The 25,751-nt window shown below is 52.1% G+C and carries 22 protein-coding genes, 3 tRNA genes and 1 pseudogene; 20 read left to right on the forward strand and 6 right to left on the reverse strand.

Annotated elements, in window-relative coordinates; translation table 11 throughout:
* The first annotated feature begins 21 nt into the window (after positions 1–21).
* On the forward strand, positions 22–1,002 hold the full coding sequence (locus JGC47_RS06910; protein WP_004157016.1) for a metal-dependent hydrolase: 981 nt from the start codon (positions 22–24) through the stop codon (positions 1,000–1,002).
* A gap of 73 nt (positions 1,003–1,075) precedes the next feature.
* Here the strand turns inward: JGC47_RS06910 and cycA are convergent, their stop codons facing one another.
* On the reverse strand, positions 1,076–2,470 hold the full coding sequence (gene cycA, locus JGC47_RS06915) for a D-serine/D-alanine/glycine transporter (RefSeq protein ID WP_004157019.1): 1,395 nt from the start codon (positions 2,468–2,470) through the stop codon (positions 1,076–1,078).
* Between the two features lie 689 nt (positions 2,471–3,159).
* On the opposite strand from cycA, the gene JGC47_RS06920 reads away from it, so the two are divergent.
* Together JGC47_RS06920 and JGC47_RS06925 are read left to right on the forward strand one after the other, a co-directional pair.
* Positions 3,160–3,882, forward strand: coding sequence for an autoinducer binding domain-containing protein (locus JGC47_RS06920; protein WP_004157020.1), 723 nt, complete (start codon positions 3,160–3,162; stop codon positions 3,880–3,882).
* 127 nt (positions 3,883–4,009) lie between these two features.
* Positions 4,010–4,633: a hypothetical protein gene (locus JGC47_RS06925; protein WP_004157021.1), complete on the forward strand. Its 624-nt coding sequence runs from the start codon at positions 4,010–4,012 to the stop codon at positions 4,631–4,633.
* 4 nt (positions 4,634–4,637) lie between these two features.
* Here JGC47_RS06925 and JGC47_RS06930 read toward each other — a convergent pair.
* Positions 4,638–4,969, reverse strand: a pseudogene (locus JGC47_RS06930) (GlpM family protein).
* A gap of 96 nt (positions 4,970–5,065) precedes the next feature.
* Entirely contained in the window at positions 5,066–5,290 is a 225-nt protein-coding gene (locus JGC47_RS06935) for a DUF2594 family protein (protein ID WP_004157024.1), read from the reverse strand.
* Positions 5,291–5,773: 483 nt separating this feature from the next.
* Between JGC47_RS06935 and uvrY the strand changes: the two genes are divergently transcribed.
* The 14 genes from uvrY (at position 5,774) to JGC47_RS07005 (ending at position 18,041) form a co-directional block, all read left to right on the forward strand.
* On the forward strand, positions 5,774–6,433 hold the full coding sequence (uvrY, locus tag JGC47_RS06940) for a UvrY/SirA/GacA family response regulator transcription factor (RefSeq protein WP_004157026.1): 660 nt from the start codon (positions 5,774–5,776) through the stop codon (positions 6,431–6,433).
* Positions 6,426–8,258, forward strand: coding sequence for an excinuclease ABC subunit UvrC (uvrC, locus tag JGC47_RS06945; RefSeq protein ID WP_033477570.1), 1,833 nt, complete (start codon positions 6,426–6,428; stop codon positions 8,256–8,258). The genes uvrY and uvrC overlap by 8 nt, the downstream gene beginning before the upstream one ends.
* Positions 8,259–8,329: 71 nt before the next feature.
* On the forward strand, positions 8,330–8,878 hold the full coding sequence (gene pgsA / locus JGC47_RS06950) for a CDP-diacylglycerol--glycerol-3-phosphate 3-phosphatidyltransferase (protein ID WP_004157029.1): 549 nt from the start codon (positions 8,330–8,332) through the stop codon (positions 8,876–8,878).
* 165 nt (positions 8,879–9,043) lie between these two features.
* Positions 9,044–9,119 (forward strand) — tRNA-Gly (locus tag JGC47_RS06955).
* Between the two features lie 72 nt (positions 9,120–9,191).
* Positions 9,192–9,265 (forward strand) — tRNA-Cys (locus JGC47_RS06960).
* Between the two features lie 12 nt (positions 9,266–9,277).
* Positions 9,278–9,363: transfer RNA gene (locus tag JGC47_RS06965), tRNA-Leu, on the forward strand.
* 470 nt (positions 9,364–9,833) lie between these two features.
* Positions 9,834–10,745 (forward strand): helix-turn-helix domain-containing protein, encoded by a 912-nt coding sequence (locus JGC47_RS06970; protein ID WP_004157030.1) that lies wholly within the window; start codon positions 9,834–9,836, stop codon positions 10,743–10,745.
* Positions 10,746–10,954: 209 nt separating this feature from the next.
* On the forward strand, positions 10,955–11,386 hold the full coding sequence (locus tag JGC47_RS06975; protein WP_004157031.1) for a MarR family winged helix-turn-helix transcriptional regulator: 432 nt from the start codon (positions 10,955–10,957) through the stop codon (positions 11,384–11,386).
* A 1-nt stretch (position 11,387) separates the two neighbouring features.
* Positions 11,388–13,073, forward strand: a complete 1,686-nt coding sequence (locus JGC47_RS06980) for an MFS transporter (RefSeq protein WP_004157033.1) — start codon at positions 11,388–11,390, stop codon at positions 13,071–13,073.
* A complete protein-coding gene (locus JGC47_RS06985) occupies positions 13,073–14,161 on the forward strand; it encodes an HlyD family secretion protein (RefSeq protein ID WP_013035981.1) in 1,089 nt (362 codons plus the stop codon). The genes JGC47_RS06980 and JGC47_RS06985 overlap by 1 nt, the downstream gene beginning before the upstream one ends.
* Positions 14,158–15,537 carry an efflux transporter outer membrane subunit gene (locus JGC47_RS06990; RefSeq protein WP_004157034.1) on the forward strand — a complete coding sequence of 460 codons (1,380 nt, stop codon included), beginning with the start codon at positions 14,158–14,160 and terminating at the stop codon, positions 15,535–15,537. The genes JGC47_RS06985 and JGC47_RS06990 overlap by 4 nt, the downstream gene beginning before the upstream one ends.
* A gap of 199 nt (positions 15,538–15,736) precedes the next feature.
* Entirely contained in the window at positions 15,737–15,934 is a 198-nt protein-coding gene (locus JGC47_RS06995) for a hypothetical protein (RefSeq protein ID WP_168394756.1), read from the forward strand.
* Between the two features lie 266 nt (positions 15,935–16,200).
* A complete protein-coding gene (locus JGC47_RS07000; RefSeq protein WP_004169437.1) occupies positions 16,201–16,356 on the forward strand; it encodes a hypothetical protein in 156 nt (51 codons plus the stop codon).
* A gap of 209 nt (positions 16,357–16,565) precedes the next feature.
* Positions 16,566–18,041, forward strand: coding sequence for a phospholipase D family protein (locus JGC47_RS07005; protein WP_004157040.1), 1,476 nt, complete (start codon positions 16,566–16,568; stop codon positions 18,039–18,041).
* A gap of 238 nt (positions 18,042–18,279) precedes the next feature.
* On the opposite strand, the gene mdoC is transcribed toward JGC47_RS07005, so the two are convergent.
* Positions 18,280–19,404 carry a glucans biosynthesis protein MdoC gene (gene mdoC, locus JGC47_RS07010; RefSeq protein WP_004157041.1) on the reverse strand — a complete coding sequence of 375 codons (1,125 nt, stop codon included), beginning with the start codon at positions 19,402–19,404 and terminating at the stop codon, positions 18,280–18,282.
* Positions 19,405–19,657: 253 nt separating this feature from the next.
* Here mdoC and JGC47_RS07015 point away from each other — a divergent pair, with 253 nt between their 5' ends.
* From JGC47_RS07015 to JGC47_RS07025, 3 genes are all read left to right on the forward strand, one after another.
* Positions 19,658–21,211 (forward strand): glucan biosynthesis protein G, encoded by a 1,554-nt coding sequence (locus JGC47_RS07015; RefSeq protein ID WP_033477576.1) that lies wholly within the window; start codon positions 19,658–19,660, stop codon positions 21,209–21,211.
* The gene (gene mdoH / locus JGC47_RS07020; protein WP_004157043.1) at positions 21,204–23,762 is read left to right on the forward strand and encodes a glucans biosynthesis glucosyltransferase MdoH; all 2,559 of its coding nucleotides are present in this window, start codon (positions 21,204–21,206) and stop codon (positions 23,760–23,762) included. Before JGC47_RS07015 ends, mdoH begins: the two co-directional genes overlap by 8 nt.
* A gap of 164 nt (positions 23,763–23,926) precedes the next feature.
* Positions 23,927–24,154 (forward strand): YceK/YidQ family lipoprotein, encoded by a 228-nt coding sequence (locus JGC47_RS07025; RefSeq protein ID WP_033477577.1) that lies wholly within the window; start codon positions 23,927–23,929, stop codon positions 24,152–24,154.
* Positions 24,155–24,167: 13 nt separating this feature from the next.
* Here JGC47_RS07025 and JGC47_RS07030 read toward each other — a convergent pair whose 3' ends face one another.
* Positions 24,168–24,566, reverse strand: coding sequence for a MysB family protein (locus JGC47_RS07030; protein ID WP_004157045.1), 399 nt, complete (start codon positions 24,564–24,566; stop codon positions 24,168–24,170).
* 182 nt (positions 24,567–24,748) lie between these two features.
* The gene (locus tag JGC47_RS07035) at positions 24,749–25,669 is read right to left on the reverse strand and encodes a Kdo(2)-lipid IV(A) acyltransferase (protein ID WP_004157046.1); all 921 of its coding nucleotides are present in this window, start codon (positions 25,667–25,669) and stop codon (positions 24,749–24,751) included.
* Between the last annotated feature and the right edge of the window lie 82 nt (positions 25,670–25,751).

The following is a 25,751-nucleotide window of genomic DNA, read 5'->3' on the forward strand; positions in this document are numbered from 1 at the left end:
GACCGATTCCCGGGAGCGACAATGGATTTCGTTTCACAGTTAATACTGGGCGCAGCAGTCACTGTCGCCCTGTTAGGGCGCAGGATGCAGGTGTGGCAGGCGGCATTAGTTGGCGTGGTGTGCGGTACGCTACCCGATCTGGACATGTTTATCGACCGGGGTGATGCCATTCGCAATATGACTCAGCACCGGACTGATAGCCATTCCCTGCTTTGGCTGACACTGATATCACCTTTGCTGGCATGTTTGCTCTGGCGCATATTCCGTCAGCCACCGGAGTTCGCCCGCTGGTGGACAGCCGTTTGGCTGGCGCTGATGACCCATCCTTTGCTTGATCTCACCACGGTATATGGTACGCAGCTGGCGCTTCCTTTTACCGATCGCCCATTTGCCATTGGCTGTATGTCTGTTACAGACCCGCTGTACACTCTGCCGCTGTTGGTCGGCCTGGTTGCCGCGCTGTTATGGCGCAACAGAAGCGGATGGCGCTGTAACTCATTTGGCCTGATTTTTAGTTGTCTGTACCTTGCCTGGAGTATGGCGGCGCAAACGTGGGTCATCCAGGTCGCACATCGCCAGCTGCTGCTGCATCATGGAGACGTACGACAATTACTGGTTACCCCAACCGCGTTTAACACGCTGCAATGGCGCATTGTGGTGATGACACCTGAAAGCTATCTCGAAGGATTCTATTCATTACTCAACCCGTTAAAGCCGCTGGTATTACGTACGCATGCCAGAGGATGGGAGTTATATCAACAGTACAGTGCTAATCAGTACGTACAACGCGTAGCGTGGTTTAGCCGTGGTTTCTTTGCGATAAAAAGGGTGAATAACCGGGTTGAAATCACCGATTTGCGAATAGGGGAGGAAGCGGCCTACCCATTTTCCTTCGATCTCGGTCCCGAACCGCTGGATGATACTCCGGCAATACCTGAGCGGGTGGGTTTTGAGCGCCTGCCGTTAAGAAAGGCGCTGGATAAATTGTGGTCACGATTTTAAAGCTATGGACGTCTGTGGCATAAGGCGGTTTTTGGTTTTACCGCCTTTTGCCTGGCGCTGGTCCGTTGTCAGGTTACCCCGCTTTACGCTTGCGCAAGAACCAACCCACTGCCAGCATCACAAACCACAGTGGCGTTACCATCAGCGCGTGGCGAGTATCGTCTTCCAGCGTCAGCAGAACCAATACAAAGGCAAAGAATGCCAGGCATACCCAGCACATAAATTTACCCAGCGGCATTTTATAATCCGACTTAGCGTGAAGCTGCGGATGCTTCTTGCGATATGCCAGATATGAGCAAAGGATAATGGTCCAGACAAACATAAACAAAATGGCTGATACGGTGGTGACCAGCGTAAACACCGTCATGACGTTCGGGATCAGATAAATTAGCGCGACACCTCCCAGCAGACACAGGCAGGAGAAAAGCAGACCGATGGTAGGTGCTGCGCGACTCGAAAGGATACCAAAACTGCGATGTGCCACACCCTGCTGTGACAGGCCGTAAAGCATACGGCTGGTAGAGAAGATGCCGCTATTTGCCGACGAGGCTGCGGACGTCAGCACCACGAAGTTGACAATGCTAGCGGCTGCCGGCAAGCCAATCAGCACAAACATTTCTACAAACGGGCTGCGATCGGCTACCACGTGATCCCATGGAGTGACGGCCATAATCACTATTAGCGCCAGAACATAGAACATGATAATGCGCAATGGGATAGCATTAATCGCACGCGGCAGCACGGTTTTTGGGTTATGAGTTTCCGCTGCCGCCGTGCCAACCAGTTCGATGCCAACAAAGGCGAATACCGCAATCTGGAAACCAGCAAAAAATCCACTCAAGCCTTTAGGGAACAAACCACCATGATCCCAGATATTGCTCAGTGCAGCGTGGCTGCCGCCCGGGGAAGGGTAGTGCAATGCCACCAGCACGATGCCACAGACGATCAGCGCCACAATGGCGACAATTTTAATGATTGCAAACCAGAACTCCATTTCGCCAAACAGCTTTACTGTGGCTATGTTCAGAGACAAGAACACGAAAATGCAGAGAAGGGCGCTCATCCATATGGAGAAATTGGGCAACCAGAGTTGAAAATAGGAACTGATGGCAACAACATCGGCAATACCGGTAACCACCCAGCAGAACCAGTAGGTCCAGCCAGTGAAGTAACCAGCCCACGGCCCCAGCAGATCGGCGGCAAAGTCGCTAAAGGACTTGTACTCAAGATTGGATAGCAGCAGTTCACCCATTGCCCGCATGACAAAGAACAGCATAAAGCCGATGATCATGTAAACAAATATGATCGACGGCCCGGCAAGGCTGATGGTTTTGCCAGAACCCATAAACAGGCCAGTGCCAATTGCGCCACCGATGGCGATTAGCTGGATATGACGATTGTGCAGATTGCGCCGGAGCGTGTCGGGTGCTTCTACACAGGAGATAGGCTCTTTTATTTGATCAACCATTGGGGTTTCCTGTCCAGTTTTATTGAAAATAAAGCTCTGTTGGCTTTTAACGTATCAGAAGATGTCAGCGTTGTGCGTTCAAGAGCTTAACGCAAAACTTCCCGCTATAAAGCAAAATTGAGGCTAAACTGTTAACAGGGCGTATTGGCTGGTTAAAAACGCGCCACCGGATCGTGCCAAAGCGGTACCGGGCGCCGGGTGACAAAAGAAAAGATGACTCCTGAGAGCAACGTTCATTGGCAATCGTCAGGAAACCTGTGCGATACGCCTGATCCATCATCCCTAAGCCAAACGGTGACAAAATTTGAATAAAAGTAACCTTCAACTGAACTTTTTGTTGCTGATGTTGGCGTAAACCTGCTTGTGAAGCTGTAGTAATGCTGTCGATTCCGCTAAACTTACAGCAGGCAAAAAGAGTCACCAGCTGGTCAAAATTATTGAATGTTTATAGTAAAAATCCTATGCTTACCGGGCGTGCACAGGTCGTACGGTGCAGGACAAAAATAATTACTGACGTTATTCGTTTATCAGCGCATTTTCCGCCTGGTATCAACCAATCATGTGACATGGCCCGGTTCCTGAAGCTTAATTCTGGTGATAAGAAGGCTCGATTGAGTTCTTTTTGCTACTTTCGGTCTACATAACAATAATTTGGATGAAGGTGTCGGCCTTCCTCCTCTGAGGCATTGATGACATCTGAAAACTATTTCATTTGGCGAGCAGATATCAAATCAGCCTATGAAAAAGGCAGTGGCATTGATCACATTACACGGCTAATTGAGCAACAGTTGAGAGCACTGGAACTCGATTTTTACTCACTTTTTATTCGGCATCCTGTGCCATTTACCCGGCCGAAGACCTTTCTCTATAGTAATTATCCACAAGACTGGCTTGATCATTATTGGCGAGAAGGTTTCTATCAGCTTGATCCCGTGCTGGAAATGTGCAGCTCGCCAGGAAAAATATGGCTTTGGGACGATAAAACAATAAGCGCTGGTTTATGCGTTTTTGAACATGCCAGAAATTACGGTATTTTTCATGGCCTTTCTTGCTCTGTAATGGCCAGCAATAGATCCGTGGGTATCTTATCGATGTCAACAGCAAACTCGCAAAAACTCATAAAGTTAACGACGGAGACGGAGCTTAAAATACAGTATGTATTGGAATTATCGATGGCTGCCCTGATTAATATTAATGATATTTCCATGGCGACGACTAAACTGGATTTCAGCGAACGAGAATTAGAAATACTCAAATGGACCGCCGAGGGAAAAACATCGGCTGAAATATCATTGATCCTCTCTATCTCGCAAAACACCGTTAACTTCCACCAGAAAAAGATGCAGAAAAGGTTTAATGCGCCTAACAAAACTCAAATTGCCTCCTATGCAGCAGCAATCGGTTTAATCTGAAAATGTCATAACTACCAATTTTGGTAGTTTCCTATTGCAAGGTGGTTGTCTAACCTGCGCCCAAAGTCATACAGCTGCTCAAACCGTCAGGAAAGGCGCTCCCAAGGGAATGCGACCGGGGATCAAAATGAAAATCATTCAGACCAAGCTCAGGGATATGCCATCCTCTTTACTGGCAGAGTTAGGGAGTTATCGCTACAACGTGTTTGTCAAAAGCGAAGGATGGGCTATTCCATCACGTCTGAGCTCACCCGGGCAGGAGTACGATCGTTACGATTGTTCAGATGTAATCTGTCTGATCGCCTGGACTGCGCAGTATGGCATTTGTGGTTATGCCCGCCTGTTGGCCGGCAGCAGCGGCTTGAAAGCAGGGGTTACACCTGGTACGGCTGAAAATGACACCGTTTGGGAAATGTCGCGCTTGTCTGCCCGGCTGGAAATTGATGCTGAATTGCCGTTAAATATTCTGTGGCATGCGACACAGCTGGCTGAACAATCAGGAATACATTTTCTGTATAGTGCTGCAACGCCGATGCTGGAAAAGATGTTTGACCAACATCAAATCAATTATCAATCTCTGATGCCGGAGGTTGTTCAGTCCGAAGATAATCCGTTTGCGATAAAAATACCGGTTAACCAGCCCTTTCTTGCGGCAAAATTCTGTGGCGCTCGGCGCTTCAGTCCTGAAGAGGTGCTACCCACATTCGGCGTCTCCGCCAATTTTGGGCTGCGTGGACGCCATAAAGATTAAACGCCTACCATTTTGACCACAGCACCACCAGAACCCATGCTGCTAACCCCCAACATGAAACCGCTGCCAGCAGCGCTGCTGGCAGCCGCATCAGTGTAGAAAAGTACCAAAGTGACAGCAGATAAAAAAATAAGGCAGTATTGCCCACATACCGAAAATGATGGTGGTACGCAGCGCTTCAGTTCCGCGCTCACTGGCAACAATGAAATGCGCCAGCAGGGCGAAGGTAGGGAAAAGCGGTATCAACCCGGCAAGGTAGTAGTGACGCGTTTTCGACAGAATGGCTATCAACACCACTACTGCCGCCCCTAAAACTGCTTTGAAAAGTAATCCCATTGCTCTGTTCAACCAGCTAAAACTTTAAAGTGTGATAAAACCGTTGAAAAAGCAATGGGCAATTTCTCTCTGCCAGCAGCAGAATGCTGATGGTTTTTACTTGCGAAAGGCTTGTTTGATTTGATTGACGGTATTACTGAAGACTTTTGCCTGCTGCGGGTCTTCTAAATCAGCGATGCAGCGTTCCATTTTAATGATAACTTTACCGGCATCCGCCTGACCCATTGCTTTAAGCATCAGCGTGACCAGCGCTTTCATGCAGGTCACTTCATTAGCCAACTCCTGGGCTTCTTCGCTGGTTGAAAAGTCAATCTGACTCATAATCTCTCCCGTTAGTCATAAAACCGTGTCGCCAACGCCTGTGGCAGCCACTAAAGTTGCTGAAAGTATATCATATAGTAGCGCCAAGGAATCAAAGTATAAGTTGAATGCTGTACGTCTGAGTTCACGCTTTTCAGGCAGAAAATAGGTTGAGATGAAGCCTGTTATGGCAGCATAATGGGCGATAGACAAAACCATCAGCTAAGTATAATAAGCTTGCTGCAATTTAATGCATTGTTATATATAGTTTATTTGAAGAAATCCCTCATCAATTATATGTAACTTCTCAATATTAAAACTTATCGTTAAAATGTTAATCTGCTGGCTGGTGGCCTTATTCCCGATCGATTTAATATTACCCGTTATTTGCAGTTGTTCCGACTGCTACGTTATTTCTGTTCTAACAGCAGGGAAAAAGGAGTAAGATAACCGACCTGCCACTGTCACAATAGTTACCTGCCTTAGCTATTTAGGGAGCTTCGTTTGATTAGCGTTTTTCTTGTTGATGACCATGAGCTGGTGCGCGCAGGTATTCGACGCATCCTGGAAGATATCAAAGGTATTCAAGTGGTCGGTGAAGCTAACTGTGGCGAAGATGCAGTCAAGTGGTGCCGCACCCACCGTACTGATGTGGTACTGATGGACATGAATATGCCGGGTATTGGTGGTCTTGAAGCGACACGAAAAATTATTCGTTACGCGCCAGATTGTAAAATCATCATGTTGACCATCCATACTGAAAACCCGCTACCCGCTAAAGTGATGCAGGCGGGAGCTTCCGGGTATCTGAGCAAAGGTGCTGCACCGCAGGAAGTGGTCAGCGCAATCCGTTCGGTTCATTCAGGCCAGCGCTACATTGCTTCTGATATCGCTCAGCAGATGGCGTTGAGCCAGCTTGAGCCGCAAAAGTCAGAATCTCCGTTTTGCTGTTTGTCGGAACGTGAATTGCAGATTATGCTGATGATTACCAAAGGCCAGAAGGTGACGGAAATTTCCGAACAGCTTAATTTGAGCCCTAAAACCGTCAACAGCTATCGCTACCGCATGTTCAGCAAACTCAGCATCAGCGGTGACGTAGAGTTGACGCATCTGGCCATTCGACATGGTCTGTTCAGTGCGGAGTCATTAATCAGTAGTGAGTAATGTGTTTGATTCAAAATCTTTCCTTAAAACGGTCACCAGCCAACCGGGCGTCTATCGAATGTACGATGCGGGGGGAACGGTAATCTATGTTGGTAAAGCGAAAGATCTTAAAAAACGGCTTGCCAGCTATTTTCGTGGCAACCTCGCCAGCCGTAAGACCGAAGCGCTGGTGGGATTGATCGAGCAGATAGACGTGACGGTAACCCACACGGAAACCGAAGCGCTGCTGCTGGAACACAATTATATTAAGCTCTATCAGCCTCGTTATAACGTGCTGTTGCGCGACGATAAGTCCTATCCCTATATTTTTCTCAGCGCCGACCATCATCCACGTCTTGCCAGCCATCGCGGTGCTAAACATGCCAAAGGCGAATACTTCGGCCCTTTCCCCAATGGCTATGCGGTACGTGAAACCCTGTCGCTATTGCAAAAAATTTTCCCGGTTCGCCAGTGCGAAAACAGTGTTTACCGTAATCGCTCGCGACCTTGCTTGCAGTATCAGATTGGACGCTGTCTCGGGCCATGTGTTGCAGGACTGGTCACTGAAGATGAATATGCCCGTCAGATCGACTACGTTCGCTTATTTCTCGCCGGCAAGGACGACCAGGTGCTCAACCAGCTGGTAATGAGAATGGAACAGGCTAGCCGCGACTTGCGCTTCGAAGAGGCTGGACGTCTGCGCGATCAAATCCAGGCAGTACGCCGGGTTACGGAAAAACAGTTTGTTTCCAATCAGGGTGATGATATGGATGTCATCGGCGTCTCTTACGATTCCGGTATGGCCTGTCTGCATGTGCTGTTTATCCGTCAGGGAAAGGTGCTTGGCAGCCGCAGCTATTTTCCCAAAGTACCTGGCGGCACCGAGCTGTCCGAGGTCGTGCAAACCTTTGTTGGCCAGTTTTATCTGCAGGGTAGCGAGGCTCGAACCCTGCCTGCTGATATCCTGATTGACTTCACGTTACCGGAAAAAGAGTTGCTTGCGGCCTCCCTGTCGGAGCTGGCAGGGCGGCGAGTCACTATTCAGAGCAAGCCGCGCGGCGACCGTGCTCGTTACCTGAAGCTGGCGCGCACCAACGCGGCTACCGCTTTGATCTCCCGCCTGGCGCAGCACTCAACAATCCACCAGCGTTTGGCAGAGCTGGCGCAAACGCTGAAATTGCCGGCCATCCGCCGTATGGAGTGTTTTGATATCAGTCATACGATGGGTGAACAAACCGTTGCTTCGTGCGTGGTTTTTGACGCGAATGGGCCGGTACGCAGTGAATATCGCCGCTACAATATCAGCGGTATCACGCCTGGCGATGATTATGCCGCGATGGATCAGGTACTGCGTCGTCGTTACAGTAAAGCTATTGAACAGAGTAAAATCCCGGATGTGATCGTCATTGATGGCGGAAAGGGGCAGCTGGCACAGGCCAAAGAGGTCTTTGCGCAACTTGATGTCGTCTGGGACAAATCACATCCGCTGTTGCTGGGTGTGGCAAAAGGCAGCGATCGTAAAGCCGGACTTGAAACGCTTTTTCTGGAGCCGGAGGGGGAAGGCTTTTCTCTGCCGCCGGATTCCCCGGCGTTGCATGTCATACAGCATATCCGGGATGATTCCCACAATCATGCCATCACGGGGCACCGTAACAAGCGCGCCAAAGTGAAAAATACCAGCGCTTTGGAGACTATCGAAGGTATTGGGCCAAAGCGCCGCCAAATGCTACTAAAATATATGGGCGGCCTGCAGCCGCTCATCAATGCCTCGATGGAGGAGATTGCCGGCGTACCGGGGATTTCACACGCGCTGGCCGAGAAAATCTTTCATGCGCTGAAACACTAAGCATTGCAACACCTTTAGCAATATAGGAACATAGGGTCTAATTGGACTTTGCCCAGACAGTTAGCATAACTATGCCACTTAATATTCCGACCTTGCTCACCTTGTTTCGCGTAGTATTAATCCCATTCTTTGTGCTGGCTTTCTATCTGCCATTTCAATGGGCTCCGCTAGTTTGCGCGTTAATTTTCATTTTTGCCGCAATCACCGACTGGTTAGATGGCTTTCTTGCCCGCCGCTGGAAACAGACGACTCGATTTGGCGCCTTTCTTGATCCGGTAGCCGACAAAGTGATGGTGGCAATGGCGCTGGTATTGGTCGCCGAACATTTTCACTCCTGGTGGATCACTTTGCCAGCAGCAACCATGATTGCCCGCGAGATCATTATCTCTGCATTACGCGAGTGGATGGCAGAAATCGGTAAGCGCAGCAGCGTGGCGGTATCGTGGATTGGTAAAGTGAAAACCACGGCGCAGATGCTGGCGCTATTCGCGTTGCTGTGGCGTCCGAACAGTATTGTCGAAGGGGGAGGGGTGGTGGCGCTGTATATTGCCGCGGTGCTGACATTCTGGTCAATGTTTCAATATTTGAACGCTGCACGCGGCGATCTGTTCGAACACTGATCGAAGCGATTTAAAAAGCAGCAAACGGATGCATTGTGAGGATAATTTGATTGACTCATTTCACCAAGTCAGTAGAATGCAGCGCATCGAAGGGCAGCAATATCTGCCAGAAGATAAAGCAAATCAGCAAGTTCTGCTAGCGAAGCATCAAGCGGAACGGGCCAGGCGGGAATAGCTCAGTTGGTAGAGCACGACCTTGCCAAGGTCGGGGTCGCGAGTTCGAGTCTCGTTTCCCGCTCCAGATTTGCCCGGTTTATCTTCTCGGTCCCATCAGGTTTTACAAGAAGCAGTATTTTGTGAAAGCAAGACTTAAGGCGCGTTGGCAGAGTGGCCATGCTACGGATTGCAAATCCGTCTACCTCGGTTCGACTCCGGGACGCGCCTCCACTTTACACCCTGGCCCGGGTGGTGAAATCGGTAGACACAAGGGATTTAAAATCCCTCGGCTTATGGCTGTGCGGGTTCAAGTCCCGCCCCGGGCACCATCTTCAGAAGCAAGAATAAAAACAAGAAGTTAAAGCAATGTTGTAACCGCCTGTGAGGGCGGTTTTTTTGTGCCTGTGATTTGCTAATCCGCTTCACCTCTTACGCCCTGGGGCGGCGATCCTTCAGCCATTTTCTGTCCCTGACAATGGTTATCAATCTCTTCACGAGTACCGCGGTGGGCTGATTAATGACGCCAGTTCTGTTACCTGAACACGGATGATGGCTGTGTGGCGAGGTAAATCCACAAAGAAGGTTATCATGCACGCAGATTAAGGCAGCCAGCAGGGCAGTGACGATTAGCAGCGCTTCTGTCGGGATGGGGCAGTCCTGAAAATCGATGATTTCCGATAAATTTTAAATGCTGCAATACCCATTACAGACTAAAGGTAAATAAGTGTTTTTTGATATACAGCTCTTGATATTACACATTATATCTTCCGGTTATCATTGATAGTAATCCGGAGTTTGTATGACCAGGATAGACAATAAAAGCGATGTGCCAGGAATATATCATGGCGGGCACCATAACCACACGTTTAAGGTCCCGCTTCTTAACGTGGTGAAAAAGATAAAAAGTGTCAATTCTGCTCAAGATACTGTTGTGGACCTTACCAAAAAAAATGCCTGTTCAGTCCCGATAACCTTGCGACAGCAGAATAGGTTGCACCTGGATCCCTTATCACCACATAAAGTCTCTTTATCCTCATATCTTCCGGCCCGGCATGAAACAACGGGTGGAGAACTTCATCATCAAACAGGTTGTAATCGACGATATACCAAAGATTTTGTCATTCGGATCAAAGATGAGTCGTTAACCGAGTCTGTTACAGGACTGGCAAGAAAATATGACATTCCTTATTCGACAATCTGGAATTGGGTTAAAGGATCAGCTAGTTATTATAAAGCTGGCTCAAAGTACTCAAAGTTTTTAAAGACGATCAAAGACTTGAAGGGGCTCAAGGAAAGGAGGGAACTTGCTGCTATAGTGGCAGAAAGGGTGGCTGGGCAAGCGAATTTGAATGGGAAAACGGAAAAACAAATCTGTGATGAGGTTGCAATGGAAAAAGGCATACACAAGTTAGCGCTGTATAGTTTGATAAGTCGTGCCAAGAGCTGTTCAGCGAAAAGCAGCACAGCCTTACTGTTGCCAACCCTCTCCTCAGTGACCAAACGTTGCCAGAGGCAACCCGCCGCCAGTAGCAGTCCCGGCATGTCCAACCTGAAAATGAGTAATCCGGGCCATTCACAACCCAGACAGCAAGCAAAAAAGTCATCCGAAGTGATGTCTGTTCCTACGACTGAAGCAACTATCGCTGAAAAAATAGAACAGGGTTTCGCCATCTGTTTCAATCATTGTGAGGCATGGTTGAAAAACAAATAAATCTACCCCTCATGGCATAGGGTGAGTCCGCTTGCAGTTAAAGCGGACGATCGTTGCCCAATCTGACCTGATCTGCCTGGGGAACTCCCTGGCAGATTAGTTAACTATTATCTAAACTCAGGGCAGACTCGTTTCCATAGTTTGTCCGGGCAGGTTTAACATGGCCTGGTGAACTTAGATAGACCCATAATAATCAGGCATCACATAATTTGAACTCTCATGAACTCAACTTCTCGCGGCTGCTGCACCTCACTGCCAATGCCTGGCGTCAGGCGATAGATCGCCGGATGAAGGATAATGGACTTAGTATGAGCAGCTGGATGGCGGTGGCGACCATTGCCGTTCAGCAGCAGCCGATGAATCAGAAAGAGCTGGCGCAGGCGCTGGGGCTTGAAGATGCCAGCGTGGTACCGTTGATCGACCGCCTGGTCAAACAGCAGCTGGTAGAGCGCGTTCAGCCGGCAGAGGACCGCCGTAAACGGTTGCTGCACGTGACGCCGAAAGGGCAGCTGTTGAACGAGCGTTTAAAAACGGAAGCCGATGTGTTGCGTAATGAACTGCTATCTGGCCTCAATCCTGATGAGCTGGCAACCACACAACGTGTTTTGCAGCAACTGTTGACGGCCACCGAGGCGAAATAACGTGTCGGGTAAGCAACAAAACCCTTATGCGCAGCGTGAATGGGCACCCGGCGAAAAACCCCTGTTGCCCGGTTCACCTTCCACACCGCAGCATCCGGCCCACAAGCGCATTGCCTTTGGCATTATTGGCCTGCTGATTTGCATCACCGGCGCGCTCAGCAATGCGCTGGTGACCGCTAATCTCACCAATTTGCAGGGCGTTTTTGCGGCTTACAACAATGAAATTGCCTGGCTTCCGGCCGTATATGTGATGGGCAATATCTCAATTAACCTGCTGTTGGTTAAATTTCGCCAGCAGTACGGTCTGCGCATTTTCACCGAAGCTTTTCTGGTGCTCTATGTGCTGGTGGCATTTTTCCATCTGCTGGTTAACGATCTCAGTTCAGCAATTATTGTCCGCGCGGCTCACGGTATGGTGGGAGCTGCGCTCAGTTCGCTTGGCATCTATTATCAGGTGCAGGCGTGGCCGGCCAGACATCGACTAAAGGCGCTGGCGATAGGTTTAGGAGCTTCCCAGCTGGCAATCCCGCTGGCGCGCCTGTTTTCCACCGAACTGTTACAGCTGGAACAGTGGCGGGGCCTGTATCTGTTTGAGCTGGGGCTGGCGTTGATGACGTTGGGCGCGGTGCTGATTATCAAGCTGCCCCCCGGTGAACGCAGCAAAGTATTTGAGAAAAAAGACTTCCTCACCTTCTTTTTGATGGCACCTGGCATGGCGCTGTTCTGTGGCGTGTTGTCGCTGGGGCGTATTGAGTGGTGGACCAGCACGCCGTGGCTGGGTATTTGCCTGGCGCTGGGGCTGGTGTTGGTGACGGCAGCGGTATTGGTAGAACACAATCGCAGCAACCCGTTAATTAATACGCGCTGGCTGGGTAGCGGAGCAATATTCCGCCTGGGTATCGTAATGATCCTGCTGCGCATGATGCTTGCAGAGCAAAATACCGGCGCAATTGGTTACCTGCAACAGATTGGGATGCAGAACGACCAGATGCAGGGCCTGGCGCTGGCTATTCTTGCAGGTGTTGCTGCGGGGATTATCTGCAGTGCGTTGACGATTAACCCCAAACATCTCAGCTGGCCAATTATGCTGTCGCTGGTTATCGTGATGGTGGCCTCACTGATGGATGCTCAGTCCAGCCCGTTGACCCGGGCCAACAATATGTACTTCAGCCAGTTCCTGCTAGGTTTTAGCTCCTCATTCTTTATCGCTCCGGCCTTGCTGCTGGGCATCAGCAGCGTGGTTACCCAGCCGAAAAACCTGGTCAGCTTTGTGGTGTTGTTCGGCATGAGCCAGAGCCTGGGCGGGCTGATGGGTTCGGCCCTGCTCGGCACTTTTCAGACATGGCGCGAAAAGTATCACTCCAGCATGTTGGGCGACAGGCTATCGTTGCTCGATCCGAACGTCACCAACCGTCTGATGCATTACAACAATCTGTTTGCCAGCCAGACAGGCGATAATATCCTGCTCAGTGCACAAAGCACCACGCAGCTACAAACGGTGGCGACGCTTCAGGCAAACGTACTGGGCTATAACGACGTGTATATTTTGACTGCCGCGCTGGCGGGAGTCACTTTATTGTGGGTGCTGTGGCGCTTGTCGCGACTGCGCTACCTCAACTGGCAGCAGGCCAAACGCGAAGCGGAATCGGAACAGCGGGCCATGCAACACATGAACATGGAGAAATAATGAGTCAACAGGAACAGCAACTCGCTGAACGTCAGCGAAATAATAAGCTGCGGATCATCTCCATAGCACTGGGATCCGGCTTCGCGCTGGTTGGTGTACTGGTGATCCTCTATGCCTGGCAGCTGCCGCCGTTCACCAGCCACAATCAGTCAACCGAAAACGCCTACGTACGTGGTCAGGTGACCTTTATCAGCCCACAGGTCAGTGGTTACATCACTGCGGTGGAAGTGCTGGATTTTCAGCCGGTGCATCGCGGCGATCTGTTAATGACCATAGATGACCGCATTTATCGCCAACGCGTGCACCAGTCCGGCGCACAGCTGAATATGAAAAAAGCCGCGCTGGCCAATAATCAACAACAGCGGCGCAGTGCCGAAGCGGTGATCGAGCGTAACCAAGCCGCGTTGCAAAATGCAAAAGCACAGGCGGTGAAGGGCGGGCTGGATTTGAAACGCGTTGAGGATCTGGTCGCCGATGGCTCAATATCCGTGCGTGAGCGTGATGCCTCACGCGCCAGCAACAGCCAGATGCTGGCGGGCGTACAGCAGGCGCAGGCGACGTTAGAAGTGTCGCGCCAGGATCTGCAAACCACCATCGTCAACCGCGCCTCGCTGGAAGCGGATGTCGCCAATGCCCGGGCGGCGCTGGAGCTGGCACAGATCGATCTTGATAACACCCGGATTATTGCACCACGCGACGGGCAGCTGGGCCAGATTGCGGTGCGCCAGGGCGCATATGTGACGGCCGGCACCCGCCTGACTTCGCTGGTTCCGCAGCAAATGTGGCTGATTGCCAATATGAAAGAGACGCAAATGGCGCGCATCCGCCCCGGCTTGCCGGTGATTTTTACCGTTGATGCGCTGGATGGCGAAAGTTTTAACGGGGAAGTGGAGTATATTTCACCCGCCGCTGGCTCAGAATTCAGCGCCATTTCGCCGGATAACGCTACCGGTAACTTCGTCAAAATCGCCCAACGCATCCCGGTGCGCATTAAGATCACCAGTGATAACGCTGCCCATCTGCGCCCTGGCATGTCGGTGGAAGTCACTATCAATACTGCAGGCGCGCAGGATGGAGAGAACAAATGAGGCTCGCAGCCAAGGCGCTCAGAGTGATAACGCTGGCGGCTGCACTGACGGGTTGTGCTACTCACGTGGAGCGTGCGCCATCGTCGTTGCCGATCCCCACGCAGTGGCGTAATCAGGTGGGGCCGGGCGCGGCCGTCGAGGCCGGCTGGTGGCACGCCTTTCACGATCCTGTGCTGAATCAGCTGGTGGAGCAGGCGCTGCGCCATAACCCGGACATCCTGATTGCCCGCTCGCGAGTCGATCAGTATCGTGCTCAACTGCGTGGCGCAGAAGGGGATAACTTCCCGACGCTGGATGCAGGCATGGCTGGCAGCCGTGCGCGGGCAATCTCGGCGGTGACCGGTCAACCGTATCCATATTCGGTTGTTCAGGGGTTGTTGCAGGCCAACTATAACGTCGACTTATGGGGCGAGCGCAGCAGCAGCATTGATGCGGCCAAAGCGACTCTGGCCGCGCAGCAGGCCGCCGCCGCCGCCGCCGGGTTGACCATCGCCAGTTCGGTGGCCTCAGGCTACATGACGCTGGCTTCACTGGATGAACAGCTGCGCGTGACCGAAGCCACGCTGGCATCGCGCAACGATTCGCTGAAGCTGGCGCAACGTCAGTTTGAGACGGGTTATAGCTCCAGGCTGGAGTGGCTCCAGTCGCAGTCCGAATATCAGACGGCGAAGGCGCAGATCCCACTGTTGCAGCATCAGATAGCGGAACAGGAGAATGCTCTGAGTATTCTGGTGGGCATGAACCCACGGCAGATCGCGCGTCAGCATCAGTTTGAGCATCCTGTGGCGCAGACCATGCCAACCGTGATGCCGTCCCGCCTGCTTCAGCGCCGGCCAGATATCGTTCAGGCCGAACGTCAGCTTTTGGCGGCGGATGCGTCGCTGCAATCCGCGCGCGCCAGCCTGCTGCCGTCGCTGAACCTGACCGCAAGCGGCACGTTGCAAAGCTCGGTACTGCATCAGCTAATTGATAATCCCTTCCGGTTGTGGAGCGTTGGCGGCAGCATACTTGCCCCACTGCTTAATCGTGAAGCGCTGACGGCGCAGGTTGATGTGTCGATGGCAACACGCAATCAGGCGTTGTACAACTATGAAAAAGTGGTGCGCGCTGCGTTCAGTGAAGTGAACAATGACCTTGATGCCATCACCCGCTACCAGCAGCAGCAGGATGAATTGCTGATCCAGCAGCAGGTGGCTCAGGAGGCGCTGCGTATTGCCAGAAAACGCTATCAGAACGGCTACGCATCTTACCTTGATGAGCTGGACGCCCAGCGAACGCTGTTCACTACCCAGCTCAGCGTAGTGCGGGCGAAAAACAACCTGCTGCTGGCGCAGATCGATCTTTACCGTGCCCTTGGCGGGGGCTGGCAGCCCTGATCTGTCGGCCTCAAACCCGGTGCAAATTAAACCCCGGGAGGATCCCGCAACCGTGGGCAGGTGAACTACAGCGCGGCTAAGGCCGGGATTGTGGCTACCTGCAAGGCGCCGGAGGCGTGGATGGGCAACGAAATGATCCATGAAAGAACTTTGCTTTTGCTGCCATAAATACCTGGCGTATCTTCCATGCAAGAAACTGATGGCGCAGATTGAGAGTTCCGCAACGAGAATGCGCCGTGGCCTGTTGCCCGGATTAAGTCAGGTTTTATTCAATATCTGGCGCGGCCCGGCCACATCGGCACAGCAAGAAAGCGGCTTTCTTCACCTGTTGGCTGAAAATTCGATTGCAGCCAGTAATCAATATTTAATTAATATTAATATTAACTTTGCCTGCTGATCTTGCATCAATGGCAGAATTTATCTTAACAATACCCTGTGGCGGCGAATTTTATGCTTTTGGTAACGTCCTGAAATCAATTTGTTACGCTTACCAATTTGGGCTTTGTGCTATCCTTCATTACTTACAGGCATCAATAATGACTAACCGACAGAGACTCATGCTGATTGAACCCGATGAAGCTGGCATGAAGATTTCTTATTAACCTTATGAAACGGACGTCTTTCATTTTTTTACCGGCCCCTTTACAGGAATGTTTTGCTGGTATGCCGTGGTTGAACATGAAAAACAGTTCTGAAAATCAGCCAGACAAAAAAGAGCGGGTACCGTTAGAAGACGCGCCTTTTACTATTATGGTTTTTGCCATCACCTCCTTCACGCTGATCGCTTTTGTCCTTGTTATTACCCTGTGGGTATCATGATGCCCGGTCACAGATGCGAATCGCTTAGCAGGGATCCGCAGCGCTTGTTGCTAAACCTGAAAGCGTTACCACTCACAATGGCGATATAAAATGCTGGCGGGGTGGATATGCGCGCCGCCGACGCCAGATGGTGTTTGATTAACTGGGCATAATCTTAAGCTGCCGGCGTTGTATGACCGGATAATCGTAAAGCAATTCAAGGATCGTCGATGACCGAATTACAACAGTCGCCCGATGCCGGGCCTCCGGCGGCGGCTGTGCGCCCACGGCTGGCGCAGGCCGTTATTCCGCTGGCGCAGCAACACCCGGAACACAGCGGGATTTTTCCGCTGGCAGAGGGGCTTGATGCTTTTGCCGCCCGTTACCTGTTGATTGCAATGGCTGAACGGTCACTGGATATTCAGTATTACATCTGGCAAAACGACATGTCAGGACGATTACTGTTCAGCGCCGTGCTGGACGCAGCACAGCGCGGGGTGAAGGTACGGCTGCTGCTGGATGACAACAATACTCGTGGGCTGGATGACACCCTGAGTGAGCTAAACCGTCATCCCAATATTGCCGTGCGCTTATTCAATCCTTTCTCATTTCGTACCTTGCGGGCGATTGGCTATATCACGGATTTTGCCCGCCTTAACCGCCGCATGCACAATAAAAGTTTTACCGTCGATAATACCGCAACCATTGTTGGCGGTCGCAATATCGGTGATGAATACTTTGCTGCCGGTGAAGAACCTCTGTTTACCGATCTCGATGTGCTGGCTGTCGGGCCGGCGGTGGACGAAGTGGCCCAGGATTTTGACCGCTACTGGCAGAGTAAGGCCGTTGCGCCACTTAACAGGGTGGTAGACAAGGATGCGGGGGAACCTTCTGTCGTCTCGCTGCCGCAAAGCTGGCGCAACACGCCCCAGGTGCAGGGCTACTTGCGCCGGATCGATGAGACGCCATTCGTCAGCCAGCTGGAAAACCGTTCGCTGCCGTTTATCTGGGCCAGGACCCGCCTGCTAAGTGACGATCCCCGTAAAGGGCTGGGGCGTGCCAGAACCAGTACGCTTCTGCCGCAGCGTATGCTGTCAGCAATCGGCAAACCACAACGTCAGTTTGATATTATCTCTGCCTATTTTGTCCCGACACGCGCCGGAGTGGCGCAGCTGCTGTCGCTGGTGCGTAACGGGGTGAAAATCGCCGTGCTGACCAACTCGCTGGCGGCCAATGACGTTTCGGTGGTTCACGCCGGCTATGCCAAATGGCGGAAAAAACTGCTGCGTCACGGCATTGCGCTGTATGAATTAAAGCCGCACGATGGGATGAGTCAGGCCCCGCACGACCGTGGTTTAACCGGTAACTCGGGTGCCAGTCTGCATGCCAAAACCTTTAGCGTGGATAATCAGCAGCTTTTTATCGGCTCGTTTAATTTTGACCCGCGTTCGGCAATGCTGAATACCGAGATGGGGCTGGTGATCGAGAGCGAATGCCTGGCGACGCAAATTCATCAGCGTTTTATGGCCAGTATTCCTGACAGAGCATGGACGCTGCGGCTGGATAAGTGGGGGCGTATCAACTGGGTAGAATATCCCGATGACCCGCAAAACGAGGTCGTGCACAAGCACGAGCCGCGTACCAGACTGCTGCAGCGACTGTTAGTGCGCCTGGTATGGCGTCTGCCGATCGAATGGCTATTGTGATCCGCTGCTGGCAAAGCGCATGCCCTGTGCGCTTTAATGAACGGAGCAACTTGCACCGGATCACTCTTTTGTGTCGGCAATAATCACCGATGATCAAGCCCTGAGAACTTGCTGGTTTACCCATCTCAGAACAGATTTGCACAGCAATCTTTACGGCTGCTGTTTAACTGCTGCCTGACGGACTTATGGCCCCACTTTCGTGGGGCTTATCACTTTGAGCAGACGCCCGGATGGCCGATTAACGCTGCGCTTTCCCGGAGAACAGGTAACGCAGCAGCGGAATACGCAGATGGATTTCATACAGCAGAAAAGCGATACCAAAAACAAACACCAGACCGGCAAAGAATCCCACGGTGTTGTTGCCTATCTCGTTGACAAAAAGAATGCCGTAGAGAATGGTTAACGGGTGGTGCACCAGATAAATAAACAGCGAGGCATTGACCAGATATTTTACGCGCGGTGAGTGGGAGTTCAGCAGGCGATGGCCGAATGAAAACACCACGTTGATCATCCACAACCCCATCAGCATCGAAACCACCCCATCGATTTCATACAGCCAGCCACCGCCATGACTCCACGTCTGATTGGCGACATAAGCAGCGAATGCCAGCGCGGAACCGACAAAGGTCCATGATACCGGATGAACAAACAGCGCTTTGATCGCCGGATATTTCCACGCCATTGCCCCCAGCATAAAGAACGGCAGGTAAAACAGTGTCTGCATCACCGCGATACTGAACAGCGCATCGCCCAGGACCGATGGGGCGAAGATAAACATCGCACGGCGGAAAATGGCCCATGCCAGGCCGCAAAGCAGCATCCAGAGGGTAAGTTGGCCCCAGCCGACTTCGGAATAATCTGATTTTTCAGGTTTGCTGTCGCGCAGCACAGAAAAAATCCAAAAACCGGCAAGGGTCAGCAGCACCAGCACTAACAGGAACCAAAGATGGGAGATCAGGTCCCACACCAGCGCATTATAGCGCTGGTATAGCGTCATGCTGGCCCAGTCACCGATCTTGTTTGTCCACTCTTTGAGCAAAAAGAATTGTGGCAGAGTGACCAGCGGTATCGCCGCCAGCAGCGGGATGCCAACCCGCTTCACGCGCACCTTCAGCCATTGAGAAGGGCGGTAACGCAGAAAAAGCATGTAGGAGAAATAGCCAGAAATCACAAAAAATACCTGCATGCGAAAAGCATGAATGAATTCATTCAGCAACGTCAGCCACTCAGACGGCGAGCTGCTGTTGACCGACCAGCTTTGTGTGGAATAAATCAGCGAAACGTGGAAAGGCACGCCTAATAGCATCAACCAGGCGCGAATCGAATCGAGGAAGTGTTCTCTCTGCTGTGTTTTTTTAGTCATAAATATCCATTATTCAACGCGTTATACTGTCGGATAATCCTTGAACAGCCTAAAGCTTACTGCTTACTTTAAACGTAAGAATAAGCGTATACTATCAGCCGAATCTGTTTCGGTTAAACGCTTGAGAATCGTAAGCTTAGCAGATCAGAATATCGGAACAAAAACGCGCTCAGGCTGTCGGAATGCTGGATTATCCTTTAAGATGAATTAATTGTTTTAAGCACCCGAAATGGGGGGGGATGTGCGAATTAAAATGAACAATAAACCAAAACTATTGAAATTGCGCTGGGTTGGCGCCGCCGTTTTGCTTTCAATGTATGCCAACAGCAGTTGGGCTTTCAACATTGATGATGTGGCAAAACAGGCGAAAGATTTAGCGGGTAAGGGCTTTGAAGCACCCAAAAGCAATCTGCCTTCACAGCTGCGAGAAATGAAATACGCTGATTACCAGCAGATCCAGTTCAATCATGATAAAGCTTACTGGAGCAAGCTGAAGACCCCTTTCAAACTTGAATTTTACCATCAGGGCATGTACTTCGATACGCCGGTACGGCTGAATGAAGTGACCGCCAGCAGCGTGCGTGAAATCAAATACTCTCCGGAGTATTTCAATTTCGGTAACCTCAAACACGATGCGGACACGCTGAAAAACCTTGGTTTTGCGGGTTTCAAGGTGCTATACCCGTTGAACAACAAAGACAAAAAAGATGAAATCACCAGTTTTCTTGGCGCCAGCTACTTCCGCGTAATTGGTGCCGGACAGGTTTACGGACTTTCCGCCCGTGGCCTGGCAATTGATACCGCGCTGCCTTCTGGTGAAGAATTCCCGCGCTTCAAACAGTTCTGGATTGAGCGTCCGAAACCGCAGGATAACCATCTGGTCATCTATGCGCTGCTCGACTCACCGCGCGCGACCGGGGCTTATCGCTTCCTGATTACCCCCGGTCAGGAAAGCACTATTGACGTGCAGTCTAAAGTGTATCTGCGCGATAACGTTGGAAAACTGGGCGTTGCGCCGTTAACCAGCATGTTCCTGTTCGGCGCTAATCAGCCTTCCCCGCAGATCAACTTCCGGCCGGCGCTGCATGATTCGAATGGCCTGTCGATTCATGCCGGTAACGGAGAGTGGATCTGGCGCCCGCTGAATAATCCAAAACATCTGGCGGTCAGTACCTTCACCGTAGAGAACCCACGCGGTTTCGGTCTGTTGCAACGCGGTCGCGATTTCGCTAACTATCAGGATCTGGATGACCGTTACGACTTGCGCCCCAGCGGCTGGATAGAACCGCAGGGCGATTGGGGTAAAGGGCGCATTGAGCTGGTTGAAATCCCCACAGCGGACGAAACCAACGACAATATCGTGGCATTCTGGTCCCCGGAAAGTCTTCCTGAGCCGGGTAAAGAGATGAAGTTTGCCTATCGTCTGCACTTCACCCGTGACGAGAGCCAGCTGCATTCACCGGAAACCGCATTTGTGAAAAATACGCTGCGTTCAACCGGGGATGTGAAGCAGTCTAACCTGGTACGTCAGCCGGACGGCACCGTTGCCTTTGTCGTCGATTTCGTTGGCCCGGAGATGAGCAAACTGCCTGAAAATACCCCGGTGACACCACAGGTTAGCATTGGTAATAACGGTGAACTGGTGGAAAACAGCGTCCGCTATAACCCGGTAACCAAAGGCTGGCGTCTGGTGCTGCGCATTCGTATTAAAGATGCCAAACAACCTACGGAAATGCGTGCTGCACTGGTTAACGGTGACAAAACGCTGACGGAAACCTGGAGCAATCAGTTGCCTGCCAATGAATAAGTCTACCGTAATACCCGCTGAATACATTGATACGCTGCCTCTGTCCCCTGAAAGAAAAGGGGCGCTGCGTGACGCGCTGCCGGTGAACCCGGAAGAGACCTTCAGCCAGCTGCATCATCAATTGGCTGAAAGTGCGGCGACCCAGACACGCGCCGATGATGCGCCGCAGCAGTCGGTCAAAGCACGTATCGAAATGAGCTGGCCTGAATCGATCGACAAGGGCGATCGGTTTGACCAGGATGCGCTGAAACGTACCACGCTGAAAGCGATGCCGAAGCACACCCGCTCCTCGATGTACCCGGAAGAGTGGCGTACTAACCCGGTGGCTCGTGCATGGGACGCCTTACGCGGCCATAAAAGTACCCCGCGCTACGCCAGCAAAGAAGAGCAAAAGACGGAGGATAAATGGCGCCACGTTGGCTCCATTCGTCGCTATATCTTACTGTTCCTGACTCTCTTCCAGACGGTAGTGGCGACCTGGTACATGAAGACCATCCTGCCTTACCAGGGCTGGGCGCTCATCGACCCGATGGAGATGATCAACCAAAACTGGCAGCAGTCGCTACTGCAAATTCTGCCCTACGTGTTGCAGACTGGGATCCTGTTCCTGTTCGCCGTGCTGTTTTGCTGGGTGTCTGCCGGGTTCTGGACGGCGCTGATGGGCTTCCTGCAGCTGCTGATCGGTAAGGACAAATACAGCATCTCTTACCTGACCAGCGGAGATGAACCGATTAACCCGGAGCATCGCACGGCGCTCATCATGCCAATCTGTAACGAAGACGTAGAGCGCGTGTTCGCTGGCTTGCGTGCCACCTGGGAATCGGTGGTTCGCACCGGCGAACAGGCAAATTATGACGTGTATATTCTCAGTGACAGCTACAACCCGGATATCGCCATGGCCGAGCAAAAGGCCTGGATGGAACTGGTGCGTGATGTGGGTGGGGAAGGGCGCATTTTCTATCGCCGCCGCCGCCGCCGCGTTAAGCGTAAATCCGGTAATATTGATGACTTCTGCCGCCGCTGGGGCAGCCAGTACAGTTACATGGTGGTTCTGGATGCGGACAGCGTAATGAGCGGCGATTGCCTGAATGGCCTGGTACGCATGATGGAAGCCAATCCGCATGCGGGTATCATCCAGTCATCGCCGAAAGCATCGGGTATGGACACGCTGTACGCACGCTGTCAGCAGTTTGCTACCCGTGTCTACGGACCATTGTTTACCGCCGGCCTGCATTTCTGGCAGCTGGGTGAGTCGCATTACTGGGGCCACAACGCCATCATTCGCGTCAAGCCGTTTATAGAGCATTGCGCGCTGGCGCCGCTGCCGGGTGAGGGTTCCTTTGCCGGTTCCATCCTCTCGCACGATTTTGTCGAAGCTGCGCTGATGCGCCGTGCGGGCTGGGGCGTGTGGATCGCCTACGATTTGCCTGGCTCCTATGAGGAGCTGCCGCCAAACCTGCTGGATGAACTGAAGCGTGACCGCCGCTGGTGCCACGGTAACCTGATGAACTTCCGTCTGTTCCTGGTGAAAGGTATGCACCCGGTTCACCGTGCGGTCTTTCTGACCGGCGTGATGTCCTACCTGTCTGCGCCGCTGTGGTTTATGTTCCTGGCGTTATCTACCGCTTTGCAGGTGGTGCACACGTTGACAGAGCCGCAGTACTTCCTGCAACCGCGCCAGCTGTTTCCGGTGTGGCCGCAGTGGCGGCCTGAGCTGGCCATTGCGCTGTTCTCCACCACGCTGGTTCTGCTGTTCCTGCCGAAACTGTTGAGCATCATACTGGTTTGGTGCAAAGGGTCGAAACCCTATGGTGGCGCGCTGCGCGTGCTGACTTCTCTGTTCCTGGAGATGCTGTTCTCAGTGCTGCTGGCACCGGTACGTATGTTGTTCCATACCGTCTTTGTGGTTAGTGCATTCCTCGGTTGGGAAGTGGTATGGAACTCACCGCAGCGTGATGATGATGCCACGCCGTGGGGCGAAGCATTTAAGCGCCACGGTTCGCAAATGTTGCTCGGCCTGGTCTGGGCTGGTGGCATGGGCTGGCTGGATCTTAACTTTCTGTGGTGGCTGTCACCGATCGTCTTTTCGCTGATTCTGTCACCGTTTGTTTCGGTTTTGTCCAGTCGCCGCAGTCTCGGCCAGGCATCTAAACGCGGCAAGCTGTTCCTGATCCCGGAAGAGTACGAGCCGCCGCAAGAGCTGCTGGACACCGATCGCTACGTGGAGCTTAACCGCGAGCGCGCGTTGGAAGATGGCTTTATGCATGCCGTATTCCATCCGTCGTTCAATGCGCTGGCAAGCGCGATGGCAACGTCGCGCCACCTGCACAGTGATATCCTTGATTTTGCTCGCGACAGGCGCGTAGAGCAGGCGTTAAGCGGATCGCCAGCGAAGCTTGACCGCGACAGTCGCCTGGCGCTGCTTAGCGACCCGGTCACGCTGTCGCGCATGCATTATCGACTGTGGCAGAACGCCGACAAGTACCATGACTGGGCAGATTATTACCATACGCTGAAACTGAATCCGCTGGCGCTGAACAACGCCAGGTAGCACCGTCGGGATCCGTTACCACAGCCTACGAAAGCCGGGACAAACGTCCCGGCTTTTTGTTTACTTATTTATTTACGCTCGCGCTGATGGCACATTAACCTGCAGACGCTAAAATAGCGTTTTTTAATGTCGGAAAATCCGGGGAATAAGCAGTGACGAAGATTATACGCGCAGTGGTAGCCGGGTTTAGCATCCTGATACTGAGCGGCTGTGGCAGCATCATCAGTAGAACCGTGCCCGGACAGGGGCACGGCAATCAATATTACCCCGGCGTGCAGTGGGATGTGCGCGACAGGCCGTGGCGTTTCATCGCTATCATTGATCTGCCGCTATCGCTGGTTGTTGATACGCTGTTGCTGCCGGCGGATGCGCACCACGGGCCATACGAATAATTCGCCAGGCGGTTCAGAGCAGGTTATCAGACTCGCTGTTATCGTCTTCCCACTCTTCAGCTGCCGCCTTGCCCTCTTCGGTATCACCCGGGGGTTCCAGCTGGAATTCGCCGTCATCCCACTCATGCAGGGTGTTCTCCGGCAGCCACTCCCGACGCAGCTCAACCTCATCGAAGTCGCCATCGAATATCGACTGCGCGGCTTCACCGCTGCTTAGCGCCATGCATTCACCTTCTTCACCCTCGTCGGTGAGGAATTCGGCCTGCCACATGATGTCACCATCCTGCATGACGTATTTTTGCAGGTTGAACTGGCCTACTGAAGCTTCATCCTCTTCCTGTTCCGGGTTGGCAGCCAGATACTCCTCGCGTGCTGCATCAATGGCTTCTTCCAGCGTGGCATAAAGGTTCATCGTCATCTCCGTGATGTGAATAACTTAAGGGTAATTGTTGTCGCTAAACGTGAAGTTGCAAGGGGGTGGCAACAAAAATATCTGTTTGAAGCCACAGGGTGTTTATCGCGATGGTGTTGCATAGTAAACAAGAGCAGGGCGGGCTTAGCCTGAGGCAGGCCGGAGAACCGGCCTTAAGCAAACTAGTACAGGGCTGGCTGGCCCTCAGGACGGGTTTTGAAGCGGCGGTGCAGCCACATGTACTGATCGGGAGCCATCAGTACGCCATGTTCAACAATACGGTTCATGCGTGCCGCCGTGGCAGCTTCATCGTCCAGCGGAATGCTCTTCTCTTCAGGCAAAATCACCATTTCGTAGCCTTTACCGTCGGGCATCCGGCGTGGCACGAATGGGATCACCGCCGGGTTTCCGCTGCGGATAAGCAGGTAGCTACCTTTGGTCGATGCCGCCTGGTCAACGGCGAAAAAGGGGACAAACACGCTGCTTTTTGGCCCGTAATCGTGGTCCGGTGCGTACCAGATAATATCGCCATTTTTCAATGCGCGGATCATCCCTTTGAGATCTTTGCGGTCCAGCATGCTCTTATTGGAGCGCATACGTCCCCATGTCTGCAACCAGTCGATCAGCGCATTATCATTCGGGCGGTATACGCCAATACCCGGATTATGAATGCCGAAAATACGCGCTCCCAGCTCCAGGGTGAGAAAATGCATGCCGATAAGCAGCACCCCTTTCTGGTCGGCAGCGGCTTTACTGATATGTTCTAACCCACTGACCCGGAACCATTTTGTAATGCGCCAGTCCGGCCAGAACCAGGCCATGCCGGTTTCAATCAGCCCCATGCCAAGCGACTCAAAGTTACGCTTTACCAGCGCTTCACGCTCGGCAGCGGGCATCTGTGGAAAGCACAGTTCAAGATTGCGCCGCGCAACTTCAACCCGGCGGTTAAGGAAGCGCATGGAGAGTCTGCCCAATCCGCAGCCGATACAATGAAGCACCGGGTAAGGCAGTAAAACCAGTAGCCAGAGCACGGCCATACCCAACCAGGTAAGCCAATAACGGGGATGCAGCAAAGCACGACTAAATTGGGGAAGCTGAGTCATGAGTTTCCAGATCGTCAAAAAGAGGGCTATTGTGAAGCTCAAACAAGTTTTTTTATGACCTATTGTGCCATTCTAAATGAGA

It is taken from the genome of Erwinia amylovora, assembly GCF_017161565.1.
Taxonomy (GTDB): domain Bacteria; phylum Pseudomonadota; class Gammaproteobacteria; order Enterobacterales; family Enterobacteriaceae; genus Erwinia; species Erwinia amylovora.

Bases quoted from the DNA above. Each gene is read 5' to 3' on its own strand.
- JGC47_RS06910 (WP_004157016.1), top strand. From the start codon at position 22: ATGGATTTCGTTTCACAGTTAATACTGGGCGCAGCAGTCACTGTCGCC.
- cycA (WP_004157019.1), bottom strand. From the start codon at position 2,470: ATGGTTGATCAAATAAAAGAGCCTATCTCCTGTGTAGAAGCACCCGAC.
- JGC47_RS06920 (WP_004157020.1), top strand. From the start codon at position 3,160: ATGACATCTGAAAACTATTTCATTTGGCGAGCAGATATCAAATCAGCC.
- JGC47_RS06925 (WP_004157021.1), top strand. From the start codon at position 4,010: ATGAAAATCATTCAGACCAAGCTCAGGGATATGCCATCCTCTTTACTG.
- JGC47_RS06935 (WP_004157024.1), bottom strand. From the start codon at position 5,290: ATGAGTCAGATTGACTTTTCAACCAGCGAAGAAGCCCAGGAGTTGGCT.
- pgsA (WP_004157029.1), top strand. From the start codon at position 8,330: ATGCCACTTAATATTCCGACCTTGCTCACCTTGTTTCGCGTAGTATTA.
- JGC47_RS06970 (WP_004157030.1), top strand. From the start codon at position 9,834: ATGACCAGGATAGACAATAAAAGCGATGTGCCAGGAATATATCATGGC.
- JGC47_RS06985 (WP_013035981.1), top strand. From the start codon at position 13,073: ATGAGTCAACAGGAACAGCAACTCGCTGAACGTCAGCGAAATAATAAG.
- JGC47_RS06990 (WP_004157034.1), top strand. From the start codon at position 14,158: ATGAGGCTCGCAGCCAAGGCGCTCAGAGTGATAACGCTGGCGGCTGCA.
- JGC47_RS06995 (WP_168394756.1), top strand. From the start codon at position 15,737: ATGGCGCAGATTGAGAGTTCCGCAACGAGAATGCGCCGTGGCCTGTTG.
- JGC47_RS07000 (WP_004169437.1), top strand. From the start codon at position 16,201: ATGCCGTGGTTGAACATGAAAAACAGTTCTGAAAATCAGCCAGACAAA.
- JGC47_RS07005 (WP_004157040.1), top strand. From the start codon at position 16,566: ATGACCGAATTACAACAGTCGCCCGATGCCGGGCCTCCGGCGGCGGCT.
- mdoC (WP_004157041.1), bottom strand. From the start codon at position 19,404: ATGACTAAAAAAACACAGCAGAGAGAACACTTCCTCGATTCGATTCGC.
- JGC47_RS07015 (WP_033477576.1), top strand. From the start codon at position 19,658: ATGAACAATAAACCAAAACTATTGAAATTGCGCTGGGTTGGCGCCGCC.
- mdoH (WP_004157043.1), top strand. From the start codon at position 21,204: ATGAATAAGTCTACCGTAATACCCGCTGAATACATTGATACGCTGCCT.
- JGC47_RS07030 (WP_004157045.1), bottom strand. From the start codon at position 24,566: ATGAACCTTTATGCCACGCTGGAAGAAGCCATTGATGCAGCACGCGAG.
- JGC47_RS07035 (WP_004157046.1), bottom strand. From the start codon at position 25,669: ATGACTCAGCTTCCCCAATTTAGTCGTGCTTTGCTGCATCCCCGTTAT.